This window comes from Dethiosulfovibrio salsuginis (assembly GCF_900177735.1).
Taxonomy (GTDB): domain Bacteria; phylum Synergistota; class Synergistia; order Synergistales; family Dethiosulfovibrionaceae; genus Dethiosulfovibrio; species Dethiosulfovibrio salsuginis.
This window is the reverse complement of the sequence record NZ_FXBB01000045.1, coordinates 1-19,406: the sequence shown is the minus strand read 5'-3', so window position 1 is coordinate 19,406 and position 19,406 is coordinate 1. Positions and strand designations below refer to the sequence as shown.

Here is a 19,406-nt window from a genome sequence, read left to right as displayed (position 1 = left end):
GCATATGGGGTATTAATCCCGGTTTCCCGGGGCTGTCCCCCTCTTTGAGACAGGTTCTCACGCATTACTCACCCGTCCGCGACTCAGTATCCTTATCTTCCAGCCGAAGCCTTCCGACAAGAACCTTCGTCCCACTTGCATGTGTTAAGCACGCCGCCAGCGTTCGTCCTGAGCCAGGATCAAACTCTCCATAAAAATTCCTTTTTGCTGGCTGTGTTTCTTACTCCCCGTTTTCAGCTGTCAAGGTTCATGCGACCTCCGTTACAGCGGCCTTGCGGCCACCGCTCTCAGCGGCGCAGGAGGAATAATACCACCCTCAGCGATTTACGTCAACACCTAATCCCCATTTTTATTTTTTCGACTACTTTGGGCCGTCACTTCACCTCTCCTGTAATCTGTTTTTCTATAGGAAGAACAGCTAGCTCTCGGCTTTGGACCTTCAGGATCCTGTTCAGAGAAAGCATGAAGAACCCTGTTACGGCGAAGGCCACAGGAAGTCCGGTGCCGTCAGCGATCCATCCCAGAAGAGGGGCGGCGACCATAGCTACTAAAGAGGCCATCTGGCTGTCGACGGACAGAACCGTCGCCCGAACCTCTCTGTCCATCATGTCGCCACAGAGATCGGCGAAGATCGGCCGTCTGCCGTCTTTCATGACGTAGAGGACGAAAAACACCGACGCCACGGTGAGAGGAGAGCCCCACAGGGAGAAGGCCGCCAGCAGTAGGGCCACCGCCCCCATTACGTCGAAGGATACGTTCATGAGCCAGGCGGAGGAGATACGGCGGCGAAGCCTCCACACCGACGCGGAGGCGGCGGAGCCAGCGAGATGGAGGACACAGTAGGTTATCCCGAGCCATATCGTCAGAGATTTGTCGCCGTCGCCCGCCAAGGTTCCCATCAGTATGAGAGCTAGAACCGGCTGGACGTAGTCTTTTATGACCTTGAACAGGCCGTCGTATATGGAGGAACTGAGCAATACCTTGACCAGACGGCGATCCCTCATGACGGAGATCAGGGCCTTCACCCCGAAGGAGGAGAAGGAGGGCCTCTCACCAGAGGTCTCTTCTTTGTCCAGCCAGTCGGGATAGCTCCATATGAGGACCATGTCGCCTATGTAGGGCAGTACGGAGACCAGAAAAAGCCACCTATAGGCAGGCAGTCCCAGGGCCAGGGGGACGGCTATTAGTGCTGAGAGAGCGGAGCCTAAAAGGGACCAGGCCCTGGTCCTGCCGTAGACGAAGGTCTTTTCGTCGAACCAGCCCTGTTTTTCGAGATATGTATAGATCATGGCCTTGTGGCTGCCCGACCTGAGGGCCTCTCCCAGGCCGAAGAGGCCCATGGCGACGGAGAAGTGAGTCATGGTTTTTCCGATAAAAAACACCACGAAAGAGGCGATGTAGAACAGGAAACAGAGTATGAGCTCCTTTTTTCTGCCCCAGTGGTCCGCCAACAGCCCCGATGGGATCTCAAGTAGGTATATAATAGCCCCTCTTATCGAGTAGAGAAGGCCTATCTGAAAGAGCGATAGCCCCGCCCCTAAAAGATAAAGCATCAGGAAGGGCTCGAAGAATTTGAGGTTTTTCAGGAAGCCGTAAAACCTGAACTTCCATATCATAGGATCTTTGAGAATAGTCGATCTGTCCAGGGAAATCACCTGCTTTTTTGTGTGATAAAGGGCTTGCGGTTCGGGCAAGGTGCTATATAATCCATAAATATAAGGAATAAGATCTTGTAGGGTATCTCCAGGAAATCACGTTCGGAGCCCCTCGGAGAGATGCTTCCGTCTCCGCCCTGTCTCGCCCAGGCGTATACTCGACCTGCCTGTTCCGTACGAACCGCCTCGGAGGGCACGTCCTGTGCCCCCTCGGCTTAGGGCGACGTCCTGTCGCCCTATTCGTACTACACGACGGCAGGTCGAGTATACGGGCTCGAATGGGCTACGTCGGAAGCATCTCTCCGAGGAGCAGCGTTTCTGGAGACTCCCTATGTAAATATCCCGACCAAAGGAGTGACCCCGTTGATTATAGACACCCACCTGCACACCATGGAAGGCTCCGACGATAGCCATTTGCCCTTAGAGAGGGCGGTCGCCCGGGCCAAGGAGCTGGGGATGGACGGACTGTGCATCACCGACCACGACACGTTGAAACTGGCCCCTATGGCCCAGGAGCTCACCGATAGATACGGCTTTTTGATACTGGTAGGGGTTGAGATCCTGACCTACCAGGGAGACCTGCTGGTCTACGGCGTCGACTCGATCCCCAGCCATAAGATGCACGCCCCGGAGCTTGCTCGACTTGTCCGAGAGATGGGGGGGGTAAGCGCGGCGGCCCATCCCTTCAGGGACAACGGCAGAGGAATGGGGGACGTCATGAGACTATGCCCCTTTATGGACGGGGCGGAGATCTTCAACGGCAGCACCAAGCCCCACCACAACCGTCAGGCGGTGGACATGGCCGAGGAGCTTTCCCTGGCCACATTGGGAGGCAGCGACTCCCACTGGGAGGACCGGCTAGGCCTGTTCGCCACCCGATTCGACGGGCCTATCCGGTCCATGGGAGATCTGGTTCAGGCCATAAGGGACAGGGCCACCAGCCCGGTCACCTACGACTCAAAGTCGGGGCTCTGGGTCAGCCCGGAGATCCCCTCCAGGGAAATCCCGATGCGGGAGGCTATCGCCTGAATCTCTTGGGACATCTCTCCCTTTCCCACCAGGTTTAAAATCGTCCTCTGGAGACAGAAGAAATCGACGTTGGCGTCGGCCTGGTCGATCACATCGAGCAAACGAGGAATCTTTTCGAGATACTCTCTCCAGGAGAGAGGTTCTTCGAGGCCTTTCGACAGGGCGGTCAGGGCTATCCTGGCCGCCCTTTCTACTCTGTCTTGGTCCAGGACGACCCCCCTTCGTCTGGCGAGACAAAGGGCCCTGGATATGGCCAGGTAATCGGCGTTCCGGTCGATAAGCCCTCTGGCGATATCCCTGTTCGAGACCACCCTTAGAGCGAGACCGAGAGGGGTCTCCCCTCCGTGAGGGTCTATCATGTTCCCCTCCCTTTCCACCACTGGCCTCATGGCCTTTACCATCCGCTCCTCGCATCGGTCCTGGACTTCCTGGAAGATCCTGTCCCTGCTGTCTTTAAAGAGATGGCGAAGGGAGTACACCCTGTGACCGAAAAACTCCTGGAAGGAGAGCTGACTTCCCTGAGCGGCCATCTCGCTCAGTTCCTTCACCACCTCGTCAGGAGAACGGTCCTCCGAGAGGGGAATCGATCCGCAGAGCATCTTTCTTCCGCCAAACCACAGAGCCCCGATAGCCATAAAAGAGCTCCTGCCGGTAATGTCCGAGTGGAGCTCCATACAGCCTACGCAGTAGTCGAGGCTGTCGGAGGAACCTCTGTGCATCACCTTTCCTGTAGACCATATATGGGGAAACTCGGTTGTTAAAGGGTCTAGGTCGAAAAGGCTGTAAAGGGCCATATGGGCCCCTACCCTCGGCAGGTCTATAGAGCAGGGTTCGACAAAGCAGGAGAAGACCCTTCTTCCGTCGGAGAACTCAGGAACGTTGCTGGGGGCCTTCTCCAGACCGGCGAGGAAGGGCTCTCGAAGGGAGGTCTCGCCGAGGCTCTCCGCCAGATCCAGGGCCTTTGCTGCGTACTTTAAAACCTGAATGGTCTCCACTCTGGACAGATCGTCGAAAAACCATCCACAGCTGGAGAACATGAGCAGAGAGCAACGCTGTATCTCCAGGAGGGTCATAGCCTGAGCTATCTCCCAGGGGCTGAGCTCCCTTTGGGCCTCTCCCTGCAGGAACGCTACTCTTTCCTTTCTTGATATCGGTAGGGCAAGGAGATCCGCCCGATCCCTGGTTCCCCAGGGGTCGGGGAAAAGCGCCGATCCCCTCAAGGTGTAAAGCCGTTCCAGACCGTTCCTTAGGCCCTCTAAAGCGGTCCTCAGAGGGCCTCTCCACCTCTGATGCCAGCCTGTATGACCTCCGTCGGAACAGCCACAGTCGGACCTCCACCGCTCTACGCCGTGAGAGCAGCTCCAGGAGGACCGTTCGATAACCTCGGCCTCAACCGACGGAGGGGATATCTCCAGGAATTCGCCGTAAACAGTCAACTTTACCTCCTCCGCCCGATCGAGCTCGTCGAGGCAAGCGGCGAGGGCCATGTCTCCGAAGCGGTGGTGATGGCCGAAGGTCTCTCCGTCCACCGCCACGTGCTCCAGGGCCGGACGGCCCAGGTCGGGACAGGCGTCCATCATCCGTCTGGCGAGGGCCCTGCCGTTGTCCAGTGCCCCTCCGAAGGCTATCTCCTGGGATATCCGTCCGTCGTAGAAGAATAGGGCTATCTCCTTGCCGGAGGGCAGTAGGCACCTATAGGGAACGGTTATGTCAAGAGGTCCGTCGGAGGCGATCTTTCCCGCCTGATGGGGAGCTAGGATAGTGAACTTTATTCCCTCCGAGGCCAGCACCTCCAGGGTGGGGACGTCCACGGCGGTCTCGGCGAGCCACATACCCTCCGGGTCCCTTTTGAAGCGGCGGCGGAAGTCGGACATGCCCCAGAGGGTCTGGGTCCTTTTGTCCTTCTCCGAGGCCAGAGGCATTATGGCGTGACCGTAGACCTGGGCTATGGCAGGGCCGTGGCCGCCGAACCTCGCCGCCCCGACTCGATCGGCGTCCAGGACCGCCCTATATACCCAGTTACACTTGCTCTCCAGCCAGTTTAACAGGGTAGGCCCGACGTTGAAGCTGATTGAGCCGTAGCAGTTTCTCATCGCCACGACTCGACCTTTTTCGTCCAGTATTCTGGCCGCCCCGTTAGGCCCGTAGCACTGGGAGGTTATCTGGCCGTTCCAGTCGTGCCAGGGGGCCGCCGACTCCTGTCTTTCAACCACCCCTGTCCAGGGGTTCTCCCTAGGGGGCTGGTAGTAGTGACCGTGGATACATACGTATCTGTTCAAAATCATACCTCCTCGTTGAAAAGCCGCTCCGGTGCCAGTGCCAAAACCGACAGAGGGGGCAATGTAAGGCTCAGTGACCAATGTCTTCCGTGACAGCCTATCTCCTGGGCCTCTATCTCTCCCATGTTTCCCATACCACTTCCTCCGTAGCAATCTCCATCGGTGTTACAGAGTTCCCTCCACTTACCGCCCTGAGGGACCCCTATTCGGTAGTCGTATCGAGGTTCAGGGGTGCCGTTGATCACCGCCACTATAGGCCGGTCCCCTAAGGGCCTCATCATGACGAAAACGCTCTGTGCCACGTCGGAACAGTCTATCCACTGAAAACACTGAGGGTCGAAGTCTCGGTGAAGGGCGGACTCTTCCCTGTAGAGCCTGTTGAGGTCCGAGACCAGTTTAAAGATCCCTCGGTGTTCCGGCCTGTCCATGAGATACCAGTCCAGCTCTTTTTCGTGGTTCCACTCGTTTTCCTGGCCGAACTCTCCCCCCATGAAGAGGAGCTTCTTCCCTGGACGGAGATACATCATGGCCAGAAGCAGCCGGAGGTTCGCCCTCTTACGCCAGTGGTCTCCCGCCATTTTCATCAAGAGGGATCTCTTTCCGTAGACCACCTCGTCGTGAGAAAGAGGCAGTATGAACCTCTCGGAGAAGGCGTACCACATACCGAAGGTTATCTCGCCGTGATGCCAGGACCGGTGGATAGAGTCTCTGGACATATAGGACAGACTGTCGTGCATCCAGCCCATATCCCACTTCATGGAAAAGCCGAGCCCTCCTAGGTGGACCGGGCCGGTGACTCTGGGCCATTCGGTTGACTCCTCGGCGAAGGTCACTACGTCGGGGTAACTCCGATTGACCTCCGAGTTGAACTCCCTGAGCAGAGCCACCGCCTCCAGGTTTTCCCTGCCACCGTAGCGGTTGGGGATCCACTGGCCGTGAGACCTTCCGTAGTCCAGATAGAGCATAGAGGCGACTCCGTCTACCCTTATGCCGTCTATGTGGTATTTATCCAGCCAAAGCAGGGCACTGCTTATTAGGAAAGATCGAACCTCGTGTCTGCCGTAGTTGAATATGGCGCTGGTCCATTGAGGGTGATAGCCCTTTCTGGAGTCCTGATGCTCGTAGAGACAGGTTCCGTCGAAGTTCGCCAGTCCATGGCCGTCGGAGGGAAAGTGGGAGGGCACCCAGTCCAGAATCACCGCTATCCCTTTGGAGTGGAGATGGTCCACCATGGCCATAAAGTCCTGAGGGGTACCGTACCTCGACGTAGGGGCGAAGTAGCCGAGAACCTGATAGCCCCAGGATCCGTAGAAAGGGTGCTCCATCACAGGCATGAGCTCGACCGCTGTGAAACCAGCCTCAAGGACGTAGTCCGCCAGGAGGGGGCCTATCTCCCGGTAGGACAGAAAACCACCGTCCCGGCGGACCCAGGAGCCAAGGTGGACCTCGTAGATGGACCAAGGGCCGTCCAGAGGGAGGACCTCTCCCCTGCTGGACATCCACGCTTCGTCCTCCCAACGGTAATCCAGAGGCCAGACCACCGACGCACTCTTAGGGGGCTCCTCGTACTTGGAAGCCATAGGGTCGCTTTTTTGGATCCACTCCCCTGTTTGGGTCTTTATGCCGTACTTGTAGATGTCCCCTAGGCCGAGCCCAGGAACAAAGCCCTCCCATATGCCGCTTCCGTCCCACCTGGGGCTGAGCTGGTTGGTCCCGTAGGTCCAGCCGTTGAGGTTGCACAGAACCGAAACCTCCTGAGCGTTAGGAGCCCAGATGGCGAAATGGGCTCCGTCCTCCACCATCTTACACCCTAAACAGTTATAAAGCCTATAATGCCTCCCCTGCTTAAAGAGAAACACATCGTAGTCGGTCAAAAAAGATTGGGTCAAAATTCTCTCCCCTTTCGTATCTCTCTATCGATTATGTGCCTACCTACATAGTACAATGAAAGGACAAAATTCCCAAAGGGGTGATTTGCCTTGAGACGATCCGGTTTACTGCTCCATATATCATCTCTACCTTCCCCGTGGGGAACGGGAGACCTGGGCCCCTGGGCCTACCACGTAGCCAGAAACATGGCTCGCTCCTCTATATCGGTCTGGCAGATCCTGCCCCTCAACGAGACGTCCTCGGCTTTCGGCCATTCGCCTTACAGCCCGACGTCGGTTTTCGCGGGAAACAGGGCGTTTATAAGCCCAGAAGAGCTCGTCAAAGACGGTTTTATACTGAAAAGCGAGCTCCCGGAAAAAATCCCAATAGGACCAAGCGACTTCGACAGGGCCCTGGAGATAAGGACTGCCCTCATAGCCAAAAGCTGGGAGAGAGGAAAGGACCTCCAGGATTTTAAGCACTTCAAGGAGGAAAATCGACTCTGGCTTGAGAATTACTGTCTCTTCACGGTTATAAAAGACCGTATGGGGCAAAAGCCCTGGAACCTGTGGCCTGAGCCCCTTAGGGACAGGGAGGAGGAGGCACTATCCCAAATCGCCGACCAGGAGGGACACAGCCTGGACCGGCTGGCCTTCGGTCAATATCTTTTCTTCCAGCAACAGAGAAAGTGGAAAAAGGAGTGCAATCGTCTGGGGCTGGAGATTCTGGGGGACATACCTATCTACGTAATCCACGACAGCTCCGACGTGTGGGCCAATCCCGATCTGTTTCAGCTTGACGACGAAAGGCTACCTTCGTCGGTGGCGGGAGTCCCGCCGGACTACTACAGCGAGGACGGCCAACTTTGGGGCAACCCTCTGTATCTTTGGGAGAACCACCTTGCCCAGAGGTTCAGCTGGTGGATAAACCGACTGAGACACTGTCTGACCCTCTACGATAGGGTCAGAATCGACCATTTTCGTGGTATGGTAGGTTATTGGGCGGTGCCGAGAGATCACGCTACCGCCAGAGAGGGCCGCTGGGAGAAGGTCCCTTACGACCGGTTTTTTAAGGCCATCAGGGAGACTTTTCCTGACCTGCCTTTCACCGCCGAGGATCTGGGTGTCATAACTCCGGAGGTGAAGAGGGCCATGGAGGACCTAGGGCTGGCCGGCATGGCGGTGTTGCAGTTCGCCTTCGACGGAGATACTGGGACCAACCCCTACGTACCTCACAACCATCGAAGAAATTCGGTTATCTACACCGGAACCCACGACAACGACACCACCGCCGGATGGTTCAAAAAGGCGGGAGAAACCACCGTTAAGAACCTCCAGGCCTACACAGGCAGGCAGCTGGACCACCGATCGGCTGTGGACAGCGTGATAAGGATGGCTCTAGCCTCTGTTGCGGAACTAGCGGTCGTTCCAGCTCAGGACGTTTTGGGGCTGGACTCTGAGGCCAGAATCAACACTCCCTCCACCACCACAGGTAACTGGACCTGGAGGCTAAAGGAAGATATAGACCTGGAGTGGATCGGGGACATGACGATCCTTTACGGCAGGGCAAACACCGAAGATCGCCCCTCTGAGGGCTAAAGGAAAGGGGAGATACTGTATGCAGATGCAGTCACACAGACACAGCGAGCTGAGCACTTCCTTGAGAAAGATGATGGAGAGCGAGGCGTCCTTCAGAAAAATCGCCTACTGTTCCATGGAGATCGGCCTAAAGCCCTCTATACCGACCTACTCAGGAGGACTAGGGGTTCTAGCGGGGGACATCATCAAAAGTTCCGCCGACTTGGGGGTCCCTATGGTGGCGATGACCCTGCTGTACCGAAACGGCTATTTCCGTCAGTCTTTCGACAACGGAGGGTGGCAACAGGAGACTCCGGTTATATGGAATCCCTCAACAGAGCTGGTCCCTCTGCCTAATACCGTCACCGTGACCCTCAGGGGAAGGGACATCAAGGTCAGGGCATGGGTCCACGACGTCCACGGTGTCTCGGGCTATACCATACCGGTTTACTTCCTGGACACCGACGTAGAGGGCAACCACGCCGACGATCGGAGGCTGTCCTGGGATCTCTACGGAGGGGACCAGCTCTACAGGCTCTGTCAGGAGATGATACTGGGGGTCGGAGGGCTTCGTATGCTCAGGGATCTAGGTTACTCGGGAATCGAGACCTATCACCTCAACGAAGGACACGCTGGTTTTATCTCCCTGGAGCTTATGAGAGAGCAGGGCTATTTCGACCCGGAGAAGATAAAGAAAGAGGTCATTTTCACCACCCACACCCCTGTACCGGCGGGACACGACGTGTTTCCCTTCGGGCTGGTGGAGAGGACCATAGCCCCGTCCTTCGTCTCGACGTTGAAACAGATGCTCCCAGGGGCTCAGGGGGTCTCTATGACCGAGCTGGGCTACACCTTCAGCCGCTACGTAAACGCTGTTTCGAAAAGGCACGGCGAGGTATCCAGAAAGATGTTCACCACCAGCCAGGTGGACTACGTCACCAACGGAGTCCATCCAGGAACCTGGGTAAGCCCGAGCATGAAGAGGCTTTTCGACGCCCACATCCCCGGCTGGGAGAACGACCCTGGACGGCTGGTACAGGCTTTAAACCTGCCTGGAGATGTACTGTGGAGAACCCACCAGGCGGACAAAACCAGGCTTATAGCCCGAATACTGGAGATCACCGGAAGGTCTCTGGACCCCGATGTCCTCACCATAGGGTTCGCCAGACGGGCGGCTCAGTACAAGAGGGCGGACCTGATCTTCTCCGACGTGAAGCGTCTTCTCAAAATCGGAGGGGATAAGCTCCAGCTGGTGTTCGCCGGAAAGGCCCACCCGAAGGACGACGGAGGGAAACAGATCCTGAGAAAGATAAGGGAGATCATAGCGGACATAGACGGAGCTATGACGGTGGTCTTTTTGGACAACTACGACATGGAGCTGGCGACCCAGCTGGTGCAGGGAGTGGACGTGTGGCTCAACACCCCTACCAGGCCTCACGAGGCATCGGGAACCAGCGGCATGAAATGCACCATGAACGGCATAATGAACCTGTCGGTCCTGGACGGATGGTGGATCGAGGGATGGATAGAGGGCGTGACAGGATGGTCTATAGGCCCGGAGCCCAGCGAGGCGGACTTAGTGGGATACGACGGTTCTCTGGACGCGGTGGACCTCTACGATAAACTGGAGAACAAGGTGATCCCCCTTTACTACGAGGGACGGGATAAGTGGATACAGATGATGAGACAGACGATCGCCCTTAACGCCAGCTACTTCAACACCCATCGAGTCGTCAAAGAGTACTGCGAAAAGGCCTACGGCGTGGGCTTCAGAGGTATGTAAAGTGGACCGCCGTCTAGCGGTCCTACAGGTCGCCCCGGAAGCCGCCCCTTTCGCGAAGGTAGGCGGCCTAGGGGACGTAACAGGATCTCTGCCCGAGGCGCTGGTGTCCCTGGGGGTGGACTGTAGGGTCCTCATTCCCGCATGGGGCGACATGGTGGAGAGGCTGAAGAGACAGGGCTTTTCGCCGGTTCGGGTTCCAGGGGCGATAGAGGTTCCTCTAGGAGGAAGGCTATACCGAGGAAAGCTGTTTCGGGTCAAAAAAGGCGACGTCACGGTGTATCTCCTCCAAAACGACGAGCTGTTTCAGGGACCTATATATCCCTGGGAGACCAACTACAGGACGGTGAGATCTTTCGCCTTTCTATCCTACGGTGCCCTGATGCTGCCCTCTGTGACCGGTTGGGACGTGGATATCTACCACTGTCACGACTGGGGAACCGCCATTTTGCCTATCGCGATGAAGTGGAACCCCTGGTTTGCGGGACAGAGGGATCACCGGAGATCGGTTATGACTATCCACAATCTGGCCCACCAAGGCCTTCTGCCTGTGGAGGGCATGGAGGAGCTTCACCTTCCGAGAGACACTTTCTACCACGGAGGGCTGGAGTTTTTCGGCGGGATAAACCTGCTTAAAGGCGCCCTTGAGGGGGTGGACCACATCACCACCGTGAGTCCAACCTACGCCCAGGAGATCCAGACCTACCACGGAGGCCACGGCCTGGACGGAGTTCTTCGTTCTATGAGGACAAAGATCACAGGGATACTGAACGGACTGGACAGCTCGTGGAGCCCTGAGACCGACAGTGCCATACCTAAGAAGTTCTCCGCCAAAAACCTATCGGGGAAAAAGGAGGCCAAAAAGGCCCTCATGAAGGAGGTCGGCCTGACAGAGGAGGGCCCTGTAGCTGTGATGGTCAGCCGACTGGTGGAGCAAAAGGGCCTGGACATACTTCTGCCCGCCCTCAAAGGTCTCTCGGACAGAGGGCTCAATACGGTAATAATAGGCACAGGGGAGAGGAGGTACGAGGATTGGCTTAGAGCGCTGGAGAGGGAGAATCCCGACAGGATACGCTTTATCGGCGAGTATAACGACACCCTCGCCAGACTGGCCTACGCCGGAGGGGATATGTACCTGATGCCCTCTCTGTTCGAGCCCTGCGGCATATCCCAGCTCATAGCGATGAGGTACGGCACCGTTCCGGTGGTTCGGGAGGTCGGTGGGCTTAAGGACACGGTGGTGGATATAGGATCTGCCGACGGAACAGGGGTATTGTTCCGTCGATACGATCCAGGAGACCTCTATAACGCCGTTATCAGGGCTATGGACGCTCTAGCGGGACCGGATGGCAAATCCATAGCGAAAAGGGCTATGTCGGTGGATTTTTCCTGGAATAATTCCGCCCCGGCCTATAGGGATATATACAGAAAAATGTTATTATAGATGAACAAGGGGTGTCGCCTGGGTTTGGAGAAGAGACAAAAGGGAGGCGATTTCGATGATCAGAGGTCAATACGGAAGGGTCTTAGGAATGGTTTTAGCGGGAGGTAAGGGAGAGAGACTGATGCCCCTCACCCAGTACAGGGCAAAACCGGCGGTCCATTTCGCCGCAAAGTACAGGATAGTGGACTTCGCCCTGTCCAACCTGGTTAACAGCGGTATTTTCGCCATTTACGTCCTGGTTCAGTTTAAGAGCCAGTCGCTGAACGAGCACATCGAGAGGGCCTGGCAGTTCGGAGGAGCCCTCAGGGGCAGAGATTACTTCGCCACCATAGTTCCCGCCCAGATGTGGCGGGGAGAGAGGTGGTTCGAGGGCACCGCCGACGCGGTGTATCAGAATATGCACCTCGTCAGTCTCTACAACGCCGACCGGATATGCATCTTCGCAGCGGACCACGTCTACAAAATGGACGTGGAGCAGATGCTGGAGTATCACGTGGACCGAAGGGCGGACGTCACTGTGGCCGCCAACGTGGTACCGACCTCTGAAGCTTCCCAGTTCGGCTGTATTCAGGTCGATGAGCGGGGAAAGATCATAGCTTTCGTCGAGAAGCCGTCCAACCCTCCGGAGATACCGGGCAAGCCGGGCTGGAGCTACGTCTCCATGGGGAACTACGTCTTCGAGAGGGAAACCCTCGAAGGGGCCCTGCTGGAGGATGCCTCGATGCAGCAGACCAGCCACGACTTCGGAAGGGATATCATCCCCAGGCTGGTGAACCACAGCAGGGTTTTCGCCTACGACTTCTCCACCAACGTCCTGCCAAGACACGGCCTGTCACCATGGCTCGAGGACAAGCCCTATTGGAGGGACGTCGGCACCATCCAGGCCTACTGGAAAGCCCACATGGACCTGCTCCAGACCAACTCGGACATGACCCTCTACAACCCCGACTGGCCTATCAGGACGGTATCCTTCGCCGATCCTCCGGCCTACTCCTTCCCGTCGGAGGGACACATAAGCCAGGTCTCGAGCACCCTCACCGCCGAGGGCAGCCAGGTTCTAGGGGCAAAAGTGGAGAAATCCATCCTCTCCCGAAACTGCGTCATCCTTCCAGGATCGGAGATAGAGGAGTGTATTATCGGCCAGGGAGTGGTAGTGGGCAAAAACTGCCGCCTCCGCCGGGTGATAATAGATTCCCACAACAATATCCCTAACGGTACGGTTCTGGGATTCGACCCCGAGGAGGACGGAAAACACTACTCCGTAGACCCCTCCTCGGGAATAGTTACCGTATCGATCCCTCAGATGCAGATAAGGAAAAGGCCCGACGAGATGGTGGACCGAGGAAGCTGGATGGACTTCAGCTAGTAACCTCGACAGACCCGTCTGAAGGGACAGCTATCGCACAGATCGACCGATCGACTCCAGGGACCGGAGGCGGCGGAAAGGGCATCCGCTCTGACCGCCTCCTCCAGGTCGCCCCAGCTTTGAAAAGGAGCCAGGTCCACCGAGAGCTCCTTCCCTCCCTCTCTGAGAAGACAGAGGGCCATGTCCACCGATTCGGCCTCCATCCCTAGGTGAACCGCAAGTCCGTAGAGCCTCAGCTGGTCGTCGTAGAGACGGTGGACGTCGCTGTCCGTTCCGGTGGTCTTGTAGTCCCTTATAAAGACCTTACCACAGTCCTCCCACATCAGGTCCACCGCGCCAACCAGAAGGGGACCATCGGCCAGAGGAACCCTGAAAGGCACCTCCCTTTCGAGCCTTCCTTCACGAAGGAGCTCTCGGTACATCCCTCCGTCGGGACCCTCCGCCAGATCGGTAAGCCAACTTTTTACGGAAGACCGTACGTCCTCCTGGGCCCAAAGGGGCCGCAGGTCCGGCGGAAGGAGGGATCTATCCCAGCTTAAAAGCTTCTCCACTCCTCTTTTGCCTTCCACTGAAAAATCCCACCGGGCCAGAAGCCAGTGGGTCAAGGTCCCTAGATCGGCACCTCCTGGCTCGGAGCCGTCGCCGGCCTCCCAGGACAGATCCACCGCCTGGCGAAAGCGGAGTCTCCAGCCGTGGGGACAGTGGCGAAACAGAGCCCAGGAGGAAGGGCTAAGCCTGTCCAGACCACCCGGCTTGGCAGGACCCCCTATCACAGCCCCTCTCTCCACCGAGGCAGGCTCACCTCCTGCCGACGGCCCACCGGTCAGATCTGTAGCCGCCCATTCCATGAATCCGTGATCCATAGCTGTCTTAAGCCAGGATCCATCGGCGGGCTCTCCTGTCCCGACCAGGATGAGGCTATCTCTGGCCCTGGTACAGCCCACGTAAAACAGCCTCTCCCTTTCTTCCTCTTCCTCTTCGTCGTCTAAAAACCGGTGGACCTTTCGGCTTAATGACTCATCGTCGGAGAGGGCGGCGCCGAGATGGATCGACGGCAACAGCGCCTGAGGGAACCCCCTACTCCTTCCGTCACAGCCCGCCAGGACCACCAGAGGGAACTCCAGGCCCTTCGATCCGTGGATCGTCATGACCTTCACCACGTCCTCGTCGGGACCGACGGAGCCCGCCTCCTCCTCTTTGGCCTTTCGCTTCATGGCGTCGGCGAGCCAGCCAGAGGCACCGGAAAGCCCTGAGCCAACGGTGCTCTCGTACTCCCTCAGGAGATCGACGGTCCTCCTCAGGTTCGCCGCCACTCCCGACCTCTTCCACTCGGCGAACCTCTCCAGAATAGATCCGTCTGCCACAAGCTCCTCCATGACCGCCGAGGCACCTTTCACCCGACCGGTGATCCTCCATCTCTCCAGCTTTTTCCACAGCCCAGGATATCCCAGAGCCAGCCTTTCCCCTAGGCCCGCCCCTTTAAACACCAGGTCCTGAGCGTCTCTCAGAGGGATAGCAGACAGAGGGGAGGACAGGAAACCGGCGAGGGACAGCATATCGTCGGGGTCGGACAGGTATTTCAGCAACGCCACCGAGTCCTGAACCTCGGTTCTGGCGTAGTAGGAGGTGTTTTTCTCGAAGTGAAGGGGGATGCCTCTGCCCCCTAAAACCCTCTGGATGGCGGGGAAGATGGCCCGAGATGGCACCAATATGGCTATGTCCCTCCATCTGAGAGGGCCTGTTTTTCCCTCAGACTTGTCCCATACGGTGGCCTCGCCGACCAGAGAGGACAGCCTGTTAGATAGAAGCTCCATGGCAATGTTTCTCTTTTCCTCGGCGGAGGTCTTTTTCTCCGGATAGGTGAGCAACAGCTCCAGAGGAGGGACGGAGACCTCCTGCCTGGCCTTGTGCCAGTCCTGATCCACCGGAGGACAAAGCTTCTCGTATCGGTGGGGCAGGCTTCGGCCAAGCCCGTCTTTCCAGACCTTTGAGAAAAGGTCGTTTATCCTGTGGATCAGCTCGTCTCTGGTCCTGAAACTGACGTCCAGAGAGACGTACCTTCCCCCTCCCTTTCGGACCTCCTGGATGTAGCCGCCGAAAAGGGACAGGTCGGCGTGTCTGAACCGATATATAGACTGTTTAAGGTCTCCGACCAGAAAGAGCATTTTGCCGTCGGACATAGAGCGAATTAGTCGGTCCTGAAGGCCGTTGGTGTCCTGAAACTCGTCGACCATGATCTCTTTGAAACGGTTCGAGTAGCTTTTCTCCCTCTCTAAAACCTCCCCCGCCCGGAGGATCATGTCGTCGAAGGCTATTAGCCCTCGACCGGACTTACGGCCCTCCCAGCAATACCAGCAGAGGCCAGCTATCCTAAGAAGACCGGAGGTCAGTTCGAGCTCCTTACGGGACCAGCCGGTCAGGGATAGATCCCACAGAAAGGACTGGTCCTTTATGCCGTCTCTGTGGGCCTTTACGGACCTCTCGGGCAACATAAGGGCTATAGAGTCCGCCAGCTTTCCTCTGGCGTTTTTTATACATTCCGACAGGTCACTTAAAAAGGCGGGCAGGTCCATGTCCTCCTTAAAGACCTTCCACCGATCTTTAAGCCCTCTCAGCCTATCGGCCAACTGGGTGCCGTTGCTGTCCAGGTCTAGCGCCGCAAAGATCCCCATAGGGCCGAACCAAACCTCGTATATCTCCGTCCAGCGATGGTGGGCGACCTTCAGCACCTCCAGCCTGACCTCTTCATGGCGATCCTCCAGGTTTTCCGCCCAGTCCCATAGGGTCTGAGGACCGTCCCCTCGGCTGGAGCTTATATCCATTAGCCCTCTGGCGAAGGAGATCACCGAGGCAGGGCTGTAGGTGGCCAGTATGATTCTGGTCAACCGGTCTTCGAGGATGGCAAGGGCTGTTTTTCTGGTCTCGCCGGACAGATTGGTGCCGATCCACCGACCGTCCAGCCTGTCCAGTACGTCGACCATCTGGTTCCAGAAGAGGTCCTCCTCCGGCGAGGACACCACCCGAGAGGAGGGATCCAGGTCCAGAGATAGGCCCGATTCCTTTATGACCCGAGACGCAAAGGAATGGATGGTGGATATGTAGCCGTCGTCGAGCTCCTCCAGCGCCGCCTTCAGCCGGAGCTCTATGGACCTATGGCCTGAGGCCATGGACATCACGGTGGTCATAAGGGCCCTTATCCTGTCGGCCATCTCGGTTGCCGCCTTGTCTGTGAAGGTCAGAGTCAGTATCTCCCCGGCCCTCGCCCGACCGGTGGCCACCGCCCAGAGAAACCTCCAGGCCAAGGTCCAGGTCTTTCCCGTGCCCGCCCCGGCGCTTACGACCACCGTAGGTTCATCGGCGGTTATTGCCTCGGCCTGGGCCTTCAGGGTTTTGCCCTCCACCAGCTCGGAGAGCCATTTTAGCCCCTCATCCATATCACCGGTCCGAGTCGTCATCGTCATCGTCCTTTCTCCTGAGCTCCCCTCTTCGACAGAGGGATACATAGCCACACCGGGAACAGCCCGGGCTTTCGTAGTTCGGCGAGAAGTCGTCCTCCCCTACCGCCCTGTCCAGGTCAGCCAGAAGGGATCGGGCCAGATCCAGCTTATCCTTCAGGGAGGATCGACTGCTAGCCGGTAGGCTCATCAGCGACCGAAGGTCATCGTCCGCCTGGCCTGTCACAGAGCTGGACCGAAAGCCTATAAAACCGTAGCCCCCTATCTCCAGTGGCTCAGGCTCCCTCTCCGCAAGTAGCACGCCGTAGGCTGCCAGCTGGAGGGAACGGGAATAGAATGCCGAGTTTCCCGACTTATAGTCCCATAGGATAACCCTCCCGTCGACCAGAAGGTCCACTCGGTCCGCCTTTCCTGTGAAGGTCACGTTATCCATGGCCAGAGGAGGCAGATCCATCTCCGACATACTCTCGATCCTTCTATCCCTTAGGCCGTTTTGCTCCATAGCCTGGATGAGCGTAGCGCCGGAGATGAGGTCGGAGTAGAAAAGCTCCTTTCTCCTGCTCAGATCCCTGTCCACCACCATAGATCGATAGACCTCCTCCAGCACAGGCTCCCACAGACCGTCGACTATGGCGGTAAAGGGAACCGATTCGTCCTGAAGATAGGCCTTCCACGATCGGTTCATTATCTCGTGCATGGCGGTACCAGCAAGGGCGGCGTTGAATCCCCCTAGGTCCGGGGGGAAAAGGCCCTCGGAGTGACAGCGAAACATAAAGGGGCAGGTGGCGAACCTGTCCACCGAGCTGAGAGGTATCGTCTTATTCGGCAGAGGACAGCTATCTTTGGGAAACTCCCGGTCGGGACGGAAGGAGTAGCTTCCCGCCAGAGGCTGATGGACCTCCGAGGGGCTCAGTGCCTTTTCGGTCCACTGGGGAAGGACTCTGCCGTCGGACCGGTCCAGAGAGCCTAGGTCGGTCACCCACCGGTCGTCGAGGGCGTTTTTTATGAATGAGGTCTCCATAAGGGGCCTCCCTGAGCCGTCCACCGACGGTCTGGATAGGATCACAAGTCGATCGCCACAGGCCATGAGCCGGCGAAAGAGTACCTCCTTCTGAGCCCTTTTCTCCGACAGAAGGGGAAGGTGGGTCCGATCCAGCCTGAAGCCTCGAAGATCCATAGAGTGAAGATCTTCCCTCTGAGATTCCCTGAGTAGTGGGGATTCCACCAAGGTTCCAGGCCAGTTTTTTCCCGTGGCCTCGGTCATTATCCACGTATCGTAGTGGGCCATCACAGGAGGGGAACCGGGATAGAGGGTCATAGAGCCTCGTCTGGTCGGCCCAGGCCATACGGTGGAGCTCTCCGCCCAGACGGATAGAAAGGCCATGGCATCGCCGCCTTTTAAAGGTTTTTGGGCCGCCTCGCCGAGGTCGGTCTGAAGCTCCTCTATTTTGGAGAGTTTTCTCTCAAGCTCCCTCACCGCGGACCCTAGGTCGAGAACCGACCGATCGAGATCGGGAACGTCCTCGACCTGGGCGGACAGAGACTTTCCCCAGTCCATCGAGCAGGCTAGGTCCTTAAGGGCCTGGAGGAGGGTTTTACAGTCCCCGCCGGAGGACAGGACCTTACAGAAGCGGGCCACCGATTGGAGGGCGGAGGTCAGCCTCTCATTTCCCGACACCAGTCTCTTCCACTCCTTGATACCTCGAGCGGACGCTCTCGCCAGAGCCCTTTCGTCCCCTTCAGGGACCATCCAGGGAAGACAGAGAAGCTCGGCGGTAGGTCCAGGCTGCCATCGGTCTCTGTGGCAGTCCCAGGCCTTTCTGACGGTGTCCCAAAGCACCGTGTCAGCGACGGTCCGGCCTTTCGCCAGGTTGAAGGGAATGCCGTATCGCTCCAGAACCTCTACAGCCAGAGAGACCGACCGAGGCTGGGTCGCCATGGCGATACGGTCCCAGTTTGGAAAATCGCCGGGGATGGCCCCTAGACCTTTCTCCCAGAGGACAAGCTCTCTGGCCACGGTCTCCAGCTCGTGCCTGCCGTTGCCTCCTAGGATGGAGAACATCTTAGGAGAGACCGACTTAAGCTCTTTAACCGAGGCCCCCTCAAGCTGAGCAATAGAACCGTATTCATGGGACAGACCTGCCACAGGGGAGAACACCTTTAAATCCAGACCGGATTTGACCATAGCTCGGACCATTCCAAGCTGGGAATGGTTGAAGCTGTAAAATCCCACCAGGACCAGAGGCCTATTTTTCAGATTCGCCATAAACTTGCCACCCTCAGCGACGAGACGGCCTATCTCGGTGGATATCGCCGCACTGTCCATGAGGCCTTTGTCCCTAAGGAGGTCGACATACTCTCCGTACAGGGAGGTGAGAATCCAGGAGGGATCCTCCGGCCTCTCCTTACAGTCGGGAAACAGGCCTTCGAGCAGAGCCTCCACCGGAACCTCCTCCCTGATTAGCTCCCTCACCATAGCCCCTAAGGACGATATAAAGCCGCTCTGGGCCACCCCAGGAGGAAGTCGGTCCCTCCAGCGGGATATGAGCTCCGAGGTAAGGCCGTTAAGAGCTAGCCAGTGGTCCGGCGGGTCTATCTGGATTAAGGGGGCTTTCCCCTCCTCGGAAGTACAGAGCTCTCTGTATAATTCGTCCCAGCGGTATATCCTGAAGGCCTCGGACCCGAAGGACCCCTGAGCGAGAAGGATATCTTTAAGCCATTCCCGGTCCTCCGAGGCGGGGACCACGAAGATTGAATCGGTTTTGTCGCTGTACATCTTTAAAAGCCCTTTATCGAGGGACCTTAAAGATCGGTAAGACAATATCTCAATAGGCAAAATGGACACTCCTTTCCGTTGCGATATCAGAGCACCTCTAAAAACTCTGTTCCTCGGAGAGATCGTTCCGACGTAGCCCATTTGAGCCCGTATACTCGACCTGCCGTCGTGTAGTA

Annotated in this window: 10 protein-coding genes and 1 rRNA gene; 5 read left to right on the top strand and 6 right to left on the bottom strand. The window is 57.4% G+C overall.

Features of this window, described 5'->3' with window-relative positions:
- Positions 1 to 195: ribosomal RNA gene (locus B9Y55_RS11875) — 16S ribosomal RNA — on the bottom strand; the annotation flags it as partial.
- A gap of 179 nt (positions 196 to 374) precedes the next feature.
- Complete coding sequence (locus B9Y55_RS11870; RefSeq protein WP_085545571.1) at positions 375 to 1,655, bottom strand: MFS transporter; 1,281 nt, start codon at positions 1,653 to 1,655, stop codon at positions 375 to 377.
- A gap of 363 nt (positions 1,656 to 2,018) precedes the next feature.
- Here B9Y55_RS11870 and B9Y55_RS11860 point away from each other — a divergent pair, with 363 nt between their 5' ends.
- On the top strand, positions 2,019 to 2,684 hold the full coding sequence (locus B9Y55_RS11860; RefSeq protein WP_085545569.1) for a PHP-associated domain-containing protein: 666 nt from the start codon (positions 2,019 to 2,021) through the stop codon (positions 2,682 to 2,684).
- Here the strand turns inward: B9Y55_RS11860 and B9Y55_RS11855 are convergent.
- Positions 2,606 to 4,963 (bottom strand): DUF3536 domain-containing protein, encoded by a 2,358-nt coding sequence (locus B9Y55_RS11855; RefSeq protein ID WP_159448350.1) that lies wholly within the window; start codon positions 4,961 to 4,963, stop codon positions 2,606 to 2,608. The genes B9Y55_RS11860 and B9Y55_RS11855 overlap by 79 nt on opposite strands.
- A gap of 2 nt (positions 4,964 to 4,965) precedes the next feature.
- A complete protein-coding gene (gene glgB / locus B9Y55_RS11850) occupies positions 4,966 to 6,837 on the bottom strand; it encodes a 1,4-alpha-glucan branching protein GlgB (protein ID WP_234986232.1) in 1,872 nt (623 codons plus the stop codon).
- A 105-nt stretch (positions 6,838 to 6,942) separates the two neighbouring features.
- Between glgB and malQ the strand changes: the two genes are divergently transcribed.
- Genes malQ through glgC form a run of 4 tightly spaced genes read left to right on the top strand, consistent with a single transcriptional unit; the run spans position 6,943 to position 12,999 of the window.
- A complete protein-coding gene (malQ, locus tag B9Y55_RS11845; RefSeq protein ID WP_085545566.1) occupies positions 6,943 to 8,430 on the top strand; it encodes a 4-alpha-glucanotransferase in 1,488 nt (495 codons plus the stop codon).
- 25 nt (positions 8,431 to 8,455) lie between these two features.
- Complete coding sequence (glgP, locus tag B9Y55_RS11840) at positions 8,456 to 10,192, top strand: alpha-glucan family phosphorylase (RefSeq protein ID WP_407641449.1); 1,737 nt, start codon at positions 8,456 to 8,458, stop codon at positions 10,190 to 10,192.
- Position 10,193: 1 nt separating this feature from the next.
- Positions 10,194 to 11,633: a glycogen synthase gene (locus B9Y55_RS11835; RefSeq protein WP_159448349.1), complete on the top strand. Its 1,440-nt coding sequence runs from the start codon at positions 10,194 to 10,196 to the stop codon at positions 11,631 to 11,633.
- A 55-nt stretch (positions 11,634 to 11,688) separates the two neighbouring features.
- Positions 11,689 to 12,999 carry a glucose-1-phosphate adenylyltransferase gene (gene glgC / locus B9Y55_RS11830; protein WP_085545563.1) on the top strand — a complete coding sequence of 437 codons (1,311 nt, stop codon included), beginning with the start codon at positions 11,689 to 11,691 and terminating at the stop codon, positions 12,997 to 12,999.
- Here glgC and B9Y55_RS11825 read toward each other — a convergent pair.
- Both B9Y55_RS11825 and B9Y55_RS11820 read right to left on the bottom strand, forming a co-directional pair.
- Positions 12,996 to 16,460, bottom strand: a complete 3,465-nt coding sequence (locus B9Y55_RS11825) for a UvrD-helicase domain-containing protein (RefSeq protein ID WP_159448348.1) — start codon at positions 16,458 to 16,460, stop codon at positions 12,996 to 12,998. The genes glgC and B9Y55_RS11825 overlap by 4 nt on opposite strands.
- The gene (locus B9Y55_RS11820; protein ID WP_159448347.1) at positions 16,435 to 19,290 is read right to left on the bottom strand and encodes a PD-(D/E)XK nuclease family protein; all 2,856 of its coding nucleotides are present in this window, start codon (positions 19,288 to 19,290) and stop codon (positions 16,435 to 16,437) included. Before B9Y55_RS11820 ends, B9Y55_RS11825 begins: the two co-directional genes overlap by 26 nt.
- Positions 19,291 to 19,406 lie beyond the last annotated feature (116 nt).